This window comes from Curtobacterium sp. MCSS17_005 (genome assembly GCF_003234225.2).
Lineage (GTDB): Bacteria > Actinomycetota > Actinomycetes > Actinomycetales > Microbacteriaceae > Curtobacterium > Curtobacterium flaccumfaciens.
Map to the genome: position 1 here is coordinate 3,310,451 of NZ_CP126258.1, position 13,752 is coordinate 3,324,202.

At 69.9% G+C, this 13,752-nt stretch carries 14 protein-coding genes; 5 read left to right on the forward strand and 9 right to left on the reverse strand.

Annotated elements, in window-relative coordinates; all coding sequences use genetic code 11:
• The first annotated feature begins 27 nt into the window (after positions 1–27).
• From DEJ20_RS15775 to DEJ20_RS15790, 4 genes are all read left to right on the forward strand, one after another.
• Complete coding sequence (locus DEJ20_RS15775) at positions 28–876, forward strand: fumarylacetoacetate hydrolase family protein (RefSeq protein ID WP_111235718.1); 849 nt, start codon at positions 28–30, stop codon at positions 874–876.
• A complete protein-coding gene (locus DEJ20_RS15780) occupies positions 876–1,649 on the forward strand; it encodes an SDR family NAD(P)-dependent oxidoreductase (protein ID WP_258377190.1) in 774 nt (257 codons plus the stop codon). Before DEJ20_RS15775 ends, DEJ20_RS15780 begins: the two co-directional genes overlap by 1 nt.
• A gap of 100 nt (positions 1,650–1,749) precedes the next feature.
• Positions 1,750–2,427, forward strand: coding sequence for a FadR/GntR family transcriptional regulator (locus DEJ20_RS15785; RefSeq protein ID WP_110862381.1), 678 nt, complete (start codon positions 1,750–1,752; stop codon positions 2,425–2,427).
• Positions 2,428–2,523: 96 nt separating this feature from the next.
• Positions 2,524–2,799: a GlsB/YeaQ/YmgE family stress response membrane protein gene (locus DEJ20_RS15790; protein WP_027466577.1), complete on the forward strand. Its 276-nt coding sequence runs from the start codon at positions 2,524–2,526 to the stop codon at positions 2,797–2,799.
• Between the two features lie 90 nt (positions 2,800–2,889).
• Here DEJ20_RS15790 and DEJ20_RS15795 read toward each other — a convergent pair whose 3' ends face one another.
• From DEJ20_RS15795 to DEJ20_RS15835, 9 genes are all read right to left on the reverse strand, one after another.
• Positions 2,890–3,846 carry an aldo/keto reductase gene (locus DEJ20_RS15795; protein ID WP_111235717.1) on the reverse strand — a complete coding sequence of 319 codons (957 nt, stop codon included), beginning with the start codon at positions 3,844–3,846 and terminating at the stop codon, positions 2,890–2,892.
• Positions 3,843–4,187 (reverse strand): L-rhamnose mutarotase, encoded by a 345-nt coding sequence (locus tag DEJ20_RS15800; RefSeq protein WP_111235716.1) that lies wholly within the window; start codon positions 4,185–4,187, stop codon positions 3,843–3,845. Before DEJ20_RS15800 ends, DEJ20_RS15795 begins: the two co-directional genes overlap by 4 nt.
• Positions 4,187–5,512: an alpha-L-fucosidase gene (locus DEJ20_RS15805; protein ID WP_111235715.1), complete on the reverse strand. Its 1,326-nt coding sequence runs from the start codon at positions 5,510–5,512 to the stop codon at positions 4,187–4,189. Before DEJ20_RS15805 ends, DEJ20_RS15800 begins: the two co-directional genes overlap by 1 nt.
• Positions 5,513–5,562: 50 nt before the next feature.
• On the reverse strand, positions 5,563–6,453 hold the full coding sequence (locus tag DEJ20_RS15810) for a carbohydrate ABC transporter permease (protein WP_111235714.1): 891 nt from the start codon (positions 6,451–6,453) through the stop codon (positions 5,563–5,565).
• On the reverse strand, positions 6,446–7,420 hold the full coding sequence (locus tag DEJ20_RS15815) for a carbohydrate ABC transporter permease (protein WP_111024311.1): 975 nt from the start codon (positions 7,418–7,420) through the stop codon (positions 6,446–6,448). Before DEJ20_RS15815 ends, DEJ20_RS15810 begins: the two co-directional genes overlap by 8 nt.
• Positions 7,421–7,528: 108 nt before the next feature.
• A complete protein-coding gene (locus DEJ20_RS15820) occupies positions 7,529–8,764 on the reverse strand; it encodes an ABC transporter substrate-binding protein (RefSeq protein ID WP_258377189.1) in 1,236 nt (411 codons plus the stop codon).
• 44 nt (positions 8,765–8,808) lie between these two features.
• The gene (locus DEJ20_RS15825) at positions 8,809–10,146 is read right to left on the reverse strand and encodes an enolase C-terminal domain-like protein (protein WP_111235712.1); all 1,338 of its coding nucleotides are present in this window, start codon (positions 10,144–10,146) and stop codon (positions 8,809–8,811) included.
• 240 nt (positions 10,147–10,386) lie between these two features.
• Positions 10,387–10,980, reverse strand: coding sequence for a TetR/AcrR family transcriptional regulator (locus DEJ20_RS15830; protein WP_111235711.1), 594 nt, complete (start codon positions 10,978–10,980; stop codon positions 10,387–10,389).
• A gap of 77 nt (positions 10,981–11,057) precedes the next feature.
• Positions 11,058–13,118 carry an MDR family MFS transporter gene (locus DEJ20_RS15835; protein ID WP_111235710.1) on the reverse strand — a complete coding sequence of 687 codons (2,061 nt, stop codon included), beginning with the start codon at positions 13,116–13,118 and terminating at the stop codon, positions 11,058–11,060.
• Between the two features lie 217 nt (positions 13,119–13,335).
• Between DEJ20_RS15835 and DEJ20_RS15840 the strand changes: the two genes are divergently transcribed.
• Positions 13,336–13,725 (forward strand): hypothetical protein, encoded by a 390-nt coding sequence (locus DEJ20_RS15840; protein ID WP_111235709.1) that lies wholly within the window; start codon positions 13,336–13,338, stop codon positions 13,723–13,725.
• The last annotated feature ends 27 nt before the right edge of the window (positions 13,726–13,752 follow it).

Sequence of the window (13,752 nt, forward strand, 5' to 3'; positions counted from 1 at the left end):
GCCGGTGCAGCCGGAGAGCGAGGAACGATGCAGTTCGCACGACTCGGCCCCGCGGGCGGCGAGATACCCGTCGCGGTCGACACCGACGGCGAGGTCCTCGACCTCCGCCCGATCACGACCGACATCAGCGGGGCCTTCCTGGCGTCCGACCCGGTCGCCCGTGTCCGGCACGCGCGGAGCGCCGGGGACCTCCGAGCGCTGCCCGACGCCGAGGGCCTCCGCCGCGGTGCGCCGGTGTCCCGTCCGGGCAAGGTCGTCTGCATCGGCTTGAACTACCGCGACCACGCCGCCGAGACCGGTGCCGAGATCCCGACCGAACCGATCGTGTTCATGAAGGACCCGATGACGGTGATCGGGCCGGACGACGAGGTCCTGATCCCCCGCGGCAGCGAGAAGACCGACTGGGAGATCGAGCTCGCCGTCGTCATCGGGCGGACCGCCCGCTACTGCGACTCCGACGAGGCCGCGAGCGCCTGCATCGCCGGGTACGCCATCGCGAACGACGTCTCCGAACGGGCCTTCCAGCTCGAGCGCGGCGGGCAGTGGGACAAGGGGAAGTCCTGCGAGACGTTCAACCCCCTCGGCCCGTGGCTGGTCACCCCCGACCAGGTCGACCCGGCGGCGCTCGCGCTCCGGCTCACCGTCAACGGCGAGGTGCGGCAGGACGGCACCACGGCCGACATGATCTTCCGCCCCGTCGAGATCGTCCGGTACCTGTCGCAGTTCATGGTGCTGTACCCGGGCGACGTCATCAGCACCGGCACCCCGGCCGGGGTCGCCCTGGCTGGGCACGCGCCGTACCTGCAGCCCGGCGACGTGGTCGAGCTCACCGCCGACGGGCTCGGCTCGCAGCGCCAGACAGTGGGAGCAGCCTGATGACCGACACCACCGCGACCGGTATGCCCAGCACCCACGCGGGTCTCCGCGCGATCGTCACCGGCGGCGCCTCCGGCATCGGCGCGGCCATCGCGGCCACGCTGCAGGAGCGCGGCGCAGCGGTCGCGGTGCTCGACCTGCAACCGTCCACCGCCGGGGGGCTCGTCTCCGTCACCTGCGACGTGTCGTCCGACGAGTCCGTCCGTGCAGCCGTCGCCTCGGCGGTCGACCAGCTCGGCGGTCTCGACGTGCTCGTCAACAACGCCGGCATCGGCGCCCAGGGGACGGTCGAGGACAACACCGACGACGAGTGGCGACGCGTGTACGAGGTCAACGTGCTCGGCGCCGTGCGCCTGTCCCGCGCCGCACTCCCGCACCTCCGAGCGTCGGACAGCGCGAGCATCGTCAACACGTGCTCCGTCGCGGCCACCGCCGGACTGCCCCGGCGGGCGCTCTACTCCGCCACGAAGGGGGCGATCTCCGCACTCACCCGCGCGATGGCCGCCGACCACGTCCGCGAGGGCATCCGAGTCAACGCCGTCAACCCCGGCACCGCCGACACCCCGTGGGTCGCACGACTCCTGTCGTCCGCGGACGACCCGGCCGCCGAACGCGCCGCGCTCGAGGCACGTCAGCCGCACGGACGCCTGGTTCAGGCGGCGGAGGTCGCCGAGGCGGTCGCCTACCTGACGAGCCCGCTCGCCCGGTCGACGACGGGCGTCGAGCTGGCGGTCGACGGCGGGATGCAGGCGCTCCGGCTGCGGCCGGCCTGATGGTCGCTGCACGGCTCCGCCGCACCGGCCTGGAGGCCCGTCCCGGGTATCGTCGGGACGTCCCGTCGCGCACGCGGCCGGGTCCACAGGAGGTGGTGACGTGGCGTCGTTGACCGACGATGCGATCGCACGCATCCAGCAGATGATCGTGAGCGGCGAGCTCCAACCCGGCCAGCGCCTCCCGCCCGAGAAGGAACTGAGCGAGTCGCTCGGACTGTCCCGCAACAGTCTCCGCGAAGCCGTGAAGGCGCTCGAGCTGATCCGCGTGCTCGACGTCCGACGCGGCGACGGCACCTACGTGACGTCGCTCGAACCGGGCGTCCTGCTCGAGGCGGTGTCGTTCGTCGTCGACATGCACCACGACCGGTCGCTCGTCGACCTGCTCGAGGTGCGCCGCATCCTGGAACCGGCGTCCGCTGTCCTGGCGACGGCCCGCGCCACGGAACAGCAGATCGACGAGCTCGCGACCCTGATGCAGTCCGTCGGCGAGGACACCGGCGTCGAGGACCTCGTCGCCCACGACCTGCTGTTCCACTCGACCATCGCGGGCATCGGCGGCAACCAGTACCTGTCCGGGCTGCTCGACGCGCTGTCGAGCAAGACGGTGCGGGTGCGGGTGTGGCGCGGACTGACGCAGAACGGGTCGGTGCAGCGGACCCTCGACGAGCACGCCGCCATCGTCGACGCGATCCGGCGCCGTGATCCGCAGCTCGTGCAGGCCCTCGTCGTGTCGCACGTCGAAGGTGTCGAGCGCTGGTTGCGACGCTCCCTCGACTGAACCCGACAATCCTCCCAGGAACCTCGGAGTTGTGTCGGTCCTCGGCCCTGACTCCGGCAACCATGCCGCGGCAACCGCACCCACGAGGAGGACACCGTGCTCGGTCTCATCATCAGCTTGATCATCATCGGTCTCATCGCCGGCGCTCTCGCCCGGCTCATCATCCCCGGCAAGCAGAACATCGGCATCCTCATGACGATCGTCCTGGGCATCGTCGGTTCGTTCGTCGGCGGGTTCCTCGGGTTCCTGATCTTCCAGCACGACCCGATGGACGGCTTCTTCCAGCCCGCCGGCATCATCGGCTCGATCATCGGCGCCATCATCGTGCTGTTCATCTACACGCGCGTCGCCGGCCGCGGTTCGCGCCGCTAGGCACCACGCTGCCGGTCCGACCGGCGCACCACCGAAGTCACCCCGAACCACGCAACGCGTGGTTCGGGGTGACTTTCGTCGTACTTGGCGTCACATCGCGAGCAGGCCCGCCGCGCGCAGGTCGTCCCACAGCGCCTCCGGCACGTCGGCGGCGGCGCGTGCGACGTTCGAGCGCACCTGGTCGGCGGACTGCACCCCGAGCGCGATCGCCTCGACCGCCGCAGCCCGCCGCGGGAACGCCAGTGCGGCCTCGGGCAGCGTGACCCCGTGGCGCTCGCAGACGTCGGCGATGGCGTTCGCCCGGGCGAGCAGCGACGACGGTGCCTCGGCGTAGTCGTAGGTCGCACCCGCCGAAGGGCGTTCCTGGCCGAGCAGCCCCGAGTTGTAGACCCCGACCGCCACCACCGCGACGCCCAGCGACGCGCACCGGTCGACGAGTGCCGCCGCCGGTTGCTCGAGCAGGGTGTACCGGCCGGCGAGCATGACGACGTCGCAGAGTCCGGTGTCGACGGCCGCCGACAGCGCCTCGACGGAGTTCGACCCGACGCCGACCGCCCGCACCACGCCATCGTCACGGAGCTCGGCGAGGGTCGGCAGCGCCTGGGTCAGGCCATCCGTGAGCGAGTACACGTCCGGGTCGTGCAGGTAGGCGACGTCGACGTGGTCGAGCCCGAGCCGGCAGAGCGACTCGTCGAGCGAGCGCCGCACGCCCGACGGCGACGGGTCCCACTGCCGCACGGTGTCGTCCGGCACCGCGAAGCCCCCGGACGCCAGGTCGTCGCCGTCGCCGCGCCCGGGCACGAGCACCCGCCCGACCTTCGTCGACACGAGGAAGTCCTGCCGGGGGCGTCCGGCGAGCGCTGCACCGAGCCGCCGTTCGGACAGCCCCAGGCCGTAGTGCGGGGCGGTGTCGAACCCGCGGACCCCGGCGTCCCATGCGGCGTCGACCGTGGCGCGGGCGTCGTCGTCGGACACCGGACGGAGCAGGTTGCCGATGCCGGCCCCGCCGAACCAGAACGGGCCGCGGTCCAGGTCGAGGGCCGTCACGGGTCCACCTGATCCACGTGGTGCACCTGGTCCGCCAGCGACCAGACCCGCGGGATCCCGTCGCCGTCGCCCGAGTAGTCGTCGTCCGCCTCGAGCAGCGGGTTGATCGTCTCCTGCCACTCGGCGTTGACCGGGTCGTTTGCGAGCGCCCGGCGCATCGCCCGGTGGTCCTCGACCTCGATCAGGTGGACCAGGTCGAGCCCGTCCCGCCAGATCGTCCAGTCGTGCACCCCGGCCTCGCGCAGTCGTGCCGCGAGCGCGGGCGGGACCGAGGTGTGCACGGTGTCGTACGCCGCCTCGTTCCCGGCCCGGAGCCGTGTCCGCGTCAGGATCCGCTGCATCAGTCGCGCAGGAACAGCTCGACGACCGGCACGGCGACGTCGGGCCGCACGATCGGCAGCGTCAGGGTCAGCGTGCCGGCGGGCTGGCCGCCGAGCCCGGTGTTCTGCGCCCGGGTGCCCGGCGGGATCTCGCGGAAGTGGATCTCCGATGCGTCGTTGAGCAGCTGCGCGTACGCCACCCGGCCGGCGAGGTCGGGCAGGTGCACGTGCTCGAACGGCCACGCGAACAGGTGCAGGTACAGGCGGTTGCCGTTCTGCGTGTAGACAGTGTTCCGCGGGGCGACGAACCGCGACGGCCCCGCCCCGTACACCGAGCGGGCGTGCTGGTGCATCCACGTCCCGATGCCGTCGAGCGTCTGCCGCGAGACCCCGTCGAACTCGCCGCGACCGGTCGGCCCGATGTTCAGCAGCATGTTCCCGTTGTTCGAGACCCCGTCGACGAGCATGCGGACGAGCAGGTCGACCGGCTTCAGGTTCACGTTGTCGCGGTCGTAGCCCCAGGAGCCGTTCAGCGTCTGGCAGGCCTCCCACGGCACCGGGACGCCGTCGACCTCCATCGGCTTGTCGGGTTGGTACTGCTCGGGGGTGACCAGATCGCCGGGGATGTCCAGCCGGTCGTTCACGATGATGCCGGGCTGCAGCCGCTTCGTCAGCGCCATGAGCTCCTCGGACCCCCACTCGTCCCGGCCCTTGCCACCCCAGATGTCCTCGTGGTCGTTGTCCCGGTACGAGAAGTCGTAGAACAGGTAGTCGATCTGCCCGTAGCCCGTCAGGAGCTCCTCGACCTGCCCGTGCAGGTACTCCCGGTACCGGGTCATGTCGCGGCCCTCGTTCAGCGCCGCGATCGCCCGCTCGCCGTCGTCCCGCCGCGGGTGGACCCCGTCCACGGTGAAGTCCGGGTGGTGCCAGTCGATGAGCGAGTGGTAGAAACCGACCCGCAGCCCTTCGGCACGGACGGCGTCGACGAACTCCCGCACGATGTCCCGGCCGAAGGGGGTGTTCGTGGACTTGTAGTCGGTCAGGGCGGTGTCCCACAGGCAGAAGCCCTCGTGGTGTTTGGTGGTGAGGACGACGTACTTCATCCCCGCCTGCCGTGCCCGACGTGCCCAGTCCGCGGCGTCGAACAGGTCCGGGTCGAAGTGGTCGAAGTACTTCTGGTAGTCCTCGTCGGTGATCCGTTCGCGGTTCTTCACCCACTCGTGCCGCGCCGGCAGGGCGTACAGCCCCCAGTGGATGAACATGCCGAGCCGGTCGTGGGAGAACCACGCGGGGAACCCCGCGGAGTCGGTCGCGGTCTGCGGCTCGGCAGGTGCGGTGATGGTCATGAGGCCAGTGTTCCTTTCAGTGGAGGGCGAGGGGGGACGGTGCGGCCGTGTCACCGGCCGCCGAGACCGCTGGTGACGATCCCCTTGACCAGGTGCTTCTGGAGCAGGATCAGCAGGATCACCGTGGGCAGCATCGAGATCACCGACGCCGCCATCACGAGGTTCCACTCGGAGCCCTGCTGCCCGAAGAACTGCTGCAGGCCGAGCGGGATGGTGCCACGGGCCTCGACGTCGTTGACGATGACGAGCGGCCAGAGGAACGAGTTCCAGTACGCGATGAACGAGAACACGGCGAGGACCGCCATCGTCGGCCGGGCCAGCGGGAGCATCACCGAGAAGAACGTCCGGATCGCTCCGGCTCCGTCCACCCGGGCGGCGTCGTCGAGTTCCTGCGGCACGGTGAGGAAGAACTGCCGCACCAGGAACGCGCCGAGTGCCGTGAACGCCCACGGGATGATGAGCGCCTGGAACGTGTCCACCCACCCGAAGCCCTGCATCATCACGTACATCGGGATGACGAGGACGTCCTGCGGGATCATGAGCGTCGCCAGGAACAGGACGAACACCGTGTTCCGGCCGCGCCAGCGCAGTCGCGAGAACGCGTAGCCGGACAGCACCGCGACGGCGACGTTGATCGCCGTGCCGGCCGCGGCGACGAAGACGCCGTTCAGGATGAACCGGGCGAACGGCAGGTACGTGAACGCCTGTGCGTAGTTGCCCCACTCGATCGACGAGCCCCACAGTGTCGGCGGGGTCGTGAACACGTCGGCCGACGGCTTCAGGCTCGTCGCCACCATGTAGATGAGCGGCGAGACGAACAGCAGGGCCACCAGGCAGAGCAGCACGTAGCCCACCGCGTGGCGCACCCGGCCGGTCTGCGGGTGCGTGCGGGGCAGCGCCCGCGGGTTGATCGTCCGGTTGGACGAGGTCAGCTCAGTCATAGTGCACCCACCGCTTCTGTCCGAGGAACTGGATGGCCGTGATTCCGAGGATGATGACGAACAGCACCCAGGCCCCGGCCGATGCGAGCCCGAGCTGCTGGGTCTGGAACCCCGTGTTGTAGATGTACTGCACCAGGGTCTCGGTGGCGGTGCCGGGGCCGCCCTTCGTCAGGACGAACGGCTGCACGAACACCTGGAACGAGGTGATCAGGGTCATCATCGTCGCGAAGAAGATCGACGGCGAGATGAGCGGGAACTTGATCCGCCAGAACATCTGCCAGGCGTTCGCCCCGTCGAGCTGCGCAGCCTCGATCTGGTTCTCCGGCACCGAATCGAGCGCCGCCGAGAAGATCAGCATGTTGTAGCCGAACCCCTGCCAGACGCTCATCGCGACGACGGCGAGCATGGCCCAGTTGTCGTCGGCCAGGAAGTTCGGGGCGTTCACGCCGACGGTCGACTGCAGCGTCGCGTCGATGGCACCGCCCGGCTGGTACAGCATCCGCCAGACGACGACGTTCGCGACGATCGGCGTGATGGTCGGGATGAAGAACAACACGCGGAAGACGTGCCGGTGGCGGATCTTCGGCGTGAGCCAGGCCGCGAGCCCGAGGGACACGACCAGGTTGAGCGGCACGTAGAGCACGACGAACAGCACGGTGTTCAGCGTCACGGTGCGGAAGATCGGGTCGGAGAACAGCTGCGCGTAGTTCGACAGGCCGGCCCACGAGCGTTCGCCGAGCATCGGCCAGTTCATGAAGCTCACGACGAGCGACGCGAGGATCGGGAACGCCGTGAACACGACGAGGCCGATCGAGTGCGGAGCGGCGAAGGCGGCGCCCCACCAGGAGCGGCGGCCGAGCTCGGCGTCGGCGCCGCTGTCCTTCCGGCGCGGGGCCGCGCCGGTCGCGACCGCGACCGCGGGGGCGGGTAGCGCCGCCTCGGCGGGTGGGTCCTGGATGGTGGTCATGCGACGACCTCCTCGTCGTTCGCGCGGTCCTGGTCAGGGGATGGGACGGACCGGGAGGCGCGGGGCGGGGTCGACCCGCGCCTGCCGTCCATCAGGGGGTGACGCCCGTCACTGCGAGCCGAGCTGGCTCGCGATGGACGACATCGTCTCCTTGCCGGAGGTCTGTCCGTTCACCGCCTGCAGGGCGTACTGCGCGAAGAGCTGGTTGAGCTGGTCGCTCTGCTTGTTGCCGGGCAACGGGGTGGCGTTCTCGAGCCCGGTCTTCAGGGCGTCCTCGACCCCGTCGATGCCGGCGTTGTCGTACCAGGCCTGCTGCGCCGCGGTGCGTGCCGGGAAGGCGCGACCCTGCTCGGCGAGCGAGGTGAGCGTGGCCTCGTTCGTCATCGTGGTGATGGCCTTGAACGCCTGCTCGGGGTACTTGCACTGCTTCGAGATGCCGAAGCCCGACCCGGCGGCGAACGAGCTGGGGCCGTCCGTGCCCGAGGGGATGGTCGTGATGCCCAGGTCGAACTTGACCTTGGCCTTCTGGCTGATGATCGACCAGGGGCCGTCGCTGTACATCGCGACGTCACCGGACACGAACGCGTTGTCGTCGGTGGAGCCGTCGGTGCTCGCCTGTGTGGCGTAGCCGTCCTGCACCAGACCGCCGATCCAGTCGAGCCCTTCAGCGAACTCCGCGTTCGAGGCGTCGAGCGTGCCGTCCTCGTCGATGACCCGACCGCCGTTGTAGCCGAGGATCATCGACTCGAGGGGGATGTCCTCGACGCTCGTGCCCCAGATCGGCGTGCCCGCGGCCTTGAGCTGCTTCGCGGCGTCCTCGAACTCGTCGACCGTCCAGCCCGGCTTCGGCTCGTCGACGCCCGCCTTCTCGAAGATGTCCTTGTTGTAGAACATGACCATGGGGCCGGTGTCGTACGGCAGTCCGTAGAGCTTGCCGTCGACCTTCATGCCGTCGAGCCCGGTCTGGTCGTACTCGCTCAGGTCGAGGTCGGCCTGCTTCGCCATGTCGTCGATCGGGACGAGCACGTCGGTGTAGTTCGCGGCGCGGAGCGACTGGATGCTCACGATGCAGGGTGCGGTGCCGGTGGACAGCTGGGTGCGGAGCTTGGTCCAGTAGTCGTTGAAGGGTGAGCCCTGGATCGAGACGTCCACGTCGTCGTCGGTCTTGACCGTGTCGGCGACCTTCTGCCACGCGGCCTTGTCCTCCTTCCCGGCGATCCACATGGCCCAGGTGAGGGAGTCCTCGGACTGGCCGTCGCTGGCGTTGCTGCCAGCGGAACAGCCGGTGAGCACGAGCACGGCAGCTGCTGCTGCCGCCAGCCCGGCGGTGCGTCGTCGTTGCATCGGTGTCTCCACTTCGTCGTGGTGATGGGGTGTGCGGTGGGGTCTCAGGCGACCCGGACGGCGTCCGGGACCCGATCGGGATCGGACTCGGCCCAGACAGGGCCGTCCGGGAACGCGTGGGTGGTCAGGGTGTCGGCACGCATCTCGGTGCCGGCACCGGGCGCAGTCGGCGGCCAGTAGCGGCCGTCGTGGACGTCGACCGGGGTCACGAAGTGCTCGTGCAGGTGGTCGACGAACTCGATGCACCGGGTGTCGAGGTCACCGGTCAGGGCGACCGCGTCGAACATCGACAGGTGCTGCACCGCCTCGCACAGGCCGACGCCGCCGGCGTGCGGGCAGACGCGGACCCCGTGCTTGGCGGCGAGGAGCAGGATCGCCAGGTTCTCGTTCACCCCGGCGACCCGGGTGGCGTCGATCTGCAGCACACTCATCGCGCCGGCCTGGATCAACTGCTTCGCGATCACCCGGTTCGCCATGTGTTCCCCCGTCGCGACCGGGATCGGGGCGATGCGCCGGGCGATCTCGGCGTGGGCGAGGATGTCGTCCGGGCTCGTCGGTTCCTCGACCCACGCGACGTCGAAGGGGCGGAGCCGGTCGATCCACGCCGCGGCCTCGTCGACGTCCCAGCGCTGGTTCGCGTCGATCGCGATCCGGATGTCCGGGCCGACGCTGGCACGGGCGATGCCCATCCGGCGGACGTCGTCGTCCACGTCGCCGCCGACCTTGAGCTTGATCTGGGTGAACCCGTCGTCCACGGCTTCCCGGCACAGCCGCGCGAGCTTCTCGTCGTCGTAGCCGAGCCAGCCCGGAGTCGTCGTGTAGGCCCGGTAGCCCTCGCGCTCCAGGCGGGCCCGGCGTTCGGCACGCATCGGTTCGGCGGCGTGGAACAGCTCGAGCGCCTCAGCCGGGGTGATCGCGTCGGTCAGGTACCGGAAGTCCACCAGGTCGACGAGCTCCTCGGGGCTCAGGTCGGCGAGCAGGGCCCAGAGCGGCTGCCCCGCACGCTTCGCCCGGAGGTCCCACAGGGCGTTGACGACGGCGCCGATCGCCATGTGCATGACGCCCTTCTCCGGGCCGAGCCACCGCAGCTGCGAGTCGTGCACCATCGCGCGCCAGGTGCCGCCCATGTCGGCGAGGACGGCCTCGGCATCGGCTCCGACGACGTGACCACGAAGCGCTGCGATCGCCGACTCCTGCACCTCGTTGCCGCGGCCGATGGTGAAGACGAAGCCGGTGCCGACCAGGCCGTCGAGCGCGTCGGTGGTGATCTCGACGTAGGCGGCGGAGTAGTCGGGCGCGGGGTTCATGGCGTCGGACCCGTCGTGCTCTCGCGAGGTCGGGAACCGGATGTCGTGCACGTGCAGACCGGTGATGCGGCTCATCTGTATCTCCTGCCGTTCGGTCTCCGTCGACCGAACGGTGCAATCAAAACATCCGATGTCTTGTGCGTCAAGAGGCTTGTTCTTGCCGTTCTGACGAAAGTCGTCGCGCAACCGTCCGATGACTGACTGCGTGGCCGTGTGGACGCACCAACGGCCTGGAGGCGCGGTGCGGGTCGGATCCGCACCGCGCCTCCAGGCCGTGGTCACCCCGCGCCGGGGGCGACGCGATGGTCACGCTGGTCAAGCGGTGGCGAGCCGCCCCATCTCGGCGACGACCGCGCGCAGCCGCGCAGCGAGCTCGTCGCGGGAGCCGTCCGCCGATCGGTGGGCCGACTCGATCACGGCGGCCATCACCAGGGTGGTCGCGGTCCGCGCAGCGTCCTCGTCGACGCGCTCGGCGGCGACCGCCAGCACGGTCTGCCGCGCGTGCGCCATCCACTGCATCATCGCCGGGACCATCTCGGGGCGGGCTCGGACGAGCTCCTTCATGCGCCGGCGGTCCTGCGGCAGGGTGACCGTGTGCGCGACGAGGTCGCAGAGGTCCGACACGAGCGGCCCCGTGGCACCGAGGAACGCTGCGCGTGCCGTGTCCGGGACCGTCGTCGCCGGCAATCCGAGGGCTGCTTCGGCCTTCGACGGGAAGTAGTTGAAGAACGTCCGCGGGGAGACCCCGGCGTCCGCGCAGATCTGCTCGACGGTCACCCCGGCGAGTCCGTGGTCGGTGACGAGGGCGAGCGCCGACCGGTGGATGGCGGCCCGGGTCTGCTGCTTCTTGCGCTCCCGCAGGCCGCAGTCGGTCAGGGCGGTGGCCTCGGTGGTGGTGAGCTGGTGCACGTGCTGCGCTCCGTCTTGTTCTCGGGTTGGTGCGACGCCGGGCCCCCGCGTCCTGTGACGAGGAGGCCCGGCGTGAGTCAGACCTGCGCCCGACCACCCTGGACGGGGATCGAACCGGTGACCGGGGCGGTGGGCGAGCCCATCGTGTCCGCGGCCCGCACGGCCTGCGCCTCGAGGTCGTCAGCGGTGCCGGCGTCGTCCGCCTGCTCCTGCAGGGCCGAGCTCTTGCGGAGCGGCGGCGCCTTGAAGAAGAAGCTCAGGACGAACGCGAGCAGGATCACCGCGAAGCCGACCCAGTAGACGGTCACGGCCGAGGCGTTGAACCCGGACATGAACGGCCGGGTCAGGGCCGAGTCCGCACCGTTGAGGTACGACGTGTCGCTCGTCTCGGCGTTCGAGTCGCTCGGGTCGTTCGCGCCCTTGTCGATCTGCTTCGACAGTTCCGGTGCGAGCTGGTCCACCCAGTAGGTGCGCTGCCCCGAGTCCGACCAGTCGACGACGAGCCGGCCGTCCTGCACGCTGGCGTGCGCCTTGTCGGCGGCGGCGGTGAGCGCCTGCTGCTGCACGGCGTCGGGAGCCCCGGCGGTGGCCTGGGTCACCTGGTCGGTGGCGGTGTCGAGGCCGGACTGCACCTGCTGCTGGAGCGGGGTGACGATCGGGTTCCAGATCTGGTCCATGACGCCCTGGTTCGCCTTCGCGCTGGCGATCTCCGGGTCGAGCGCCGCACTGAGGGCGGGCTTCAGGTTCGACTCGTCCGCCGTGGCGTGCAGGATGTTCGCCGGCATGAGCGAGAACAGGACGGACAGCAGGACGGCGGTGCCGAGCGTGCCACCGATCTGGCGGAAGAACGTGGCGGACGAGGTCGCCACACCCATGTCGCGCGGCTGCACCGAGTTCTGGGAGGCCAGAGTGATGCTCTGCATGAGCTGGCCGAGCCCGAGACCGATCAGGAACATGCCGATCATCAGGAACCACAGCGGCTTGTCGATCGTCATGAACGTCAGGACGACGTAGCCGAGCGACACCAGGGCCGTGCCGATGACCGGGAAGATCCGGTACCGGCCGGTGCGGGCCACGATCTGCCCCGAAGCGATCGAGGCGATCATCAGGCCACCGATCATCGGCAGCGTCGCGAAGCCGGACTCGGTCGGCGTGAGGCCGGTGACGATCTGCAGGTACAGCGGGATGGTGAGCATCGCGCCGAACATCGCGAAGCCGACCAGGAAGCCCAGGATGGTCGCCATCGAGAACGTGCTCGAGCGGAAGAGCTTGAGCGGGATGATCGCGTCGTCCTGCATGCGGGTCTCGATCACCAGGAAGGCGACGAGGCCGAGCGCACCGATGACGTAGCAGGCGATCGCGCTGGCCGAACCCCAGCCCCACGTGCGGCCCTGCTCCGCGACGAGGAGCAGCGGCGCGAGGGTGACGATGACCGAGGTCGCGCCCCACCAGTCGATGCGCGGCTTGGCCTTGGCCTCGCCGAACTTCGGCAAGTGCAGGAACGCGATCACCATGAGGAGCGCCGCGACGCCGATCGGCACGTTGATCAGGAAGACCCAGCGCCAGCCGGTGATGCCGACGATCGAGCTCGCACCGGCGAACAGCCCACCGATGAGCGGGCCGATGACGGACGAGATGCCGAAGACCGCCAGGAAGTAGCCCTGGTACTTCGCACGCTCGCGGGGCGCGAGGATGTCGCCCATGATTGCGAGGGGCAGCGACATCAGCGCACCGGCACCGATGCCCTGGAACGCGCGGAAGGCGGCGAGCATGGTCATCGACGTCGACAGGGTCGAGAGCAGCGACCCGAGGATGAAGACCGCGATGCCGAAGATGTAGAGCGGGCGACGGCCGAAGACGTCGGAGAGCTTGCCGTAGATCGGAGTCGTGATGGTCGACGCGATCAGGTAGGCCGTCGTGACCCAGGCCTGCTGGTCGAGGCCGTGCAGGTCGTCACCGATCGTGCGGATCGCCGTGCCGACGATGGTCTGGTCGAGGGACGACAGGAACATGCCCGCCATCAGGCCGTAGATGACGAGCAGGATCTGGCGGTGCGACATGATCGGCTTGCCCGGCGTGCTCGCCGGGGAGTCCTGTCGTCCGCGCGACACCTCGACGGGTGCGGTGGCAGTGGACATGCGGGGTTCCTCACAGGGGATGTGGCGTGGTGGTCGTCGGCTTGGTCGGGACCCCGAACGAGGGTCGACCTTGCAGGCTCTGCAACTTTACACCGTCAGCACCTTTGCCGCCAACGCAAAGTTGCCGAGCGTGCACGTTCGTGAACGGGTTCTCAGGGTGGCCCGGGGGACGCGTCTGTCCAGGGAGCGCGGCGCACCAGAGCGTACGGTCCACCGCATGACTGATGAGCACCGCACCCCGCGTCCCGAAGACGACGCCGCGCGCCTCGGTCTCGTCGTCGTCGGAGAGGCAGCAGCCCTGCAGTCCGGCGACGAGGCGGCACTGGACGCGAGCGAGCAGAACATCCGCGACACGATCGACGAACTGGTCGACGAGCCCCTGACCCCGCGGCAAGAGGAAGTCGTCGAGCGACTCGCCTCGGCCGGCGGCACCCTGACCGCTGGGCTCAGCGGCGCCCTCGCCGCCCAGAGCGGTCGCAGCGTCGACGATGTGCTCTCGGGCGCGGCCCGCAGTGTCGTCTGGCAGCAGCGGCTCGCGGACGAGCGTGAGGACGCCGGCACGCAGCAGCGCGATCCGCAGCACGAGAACGGGCGCGACGAGGGCTGATCCCCCGTCGCGCCCGCTGCAGGCTCC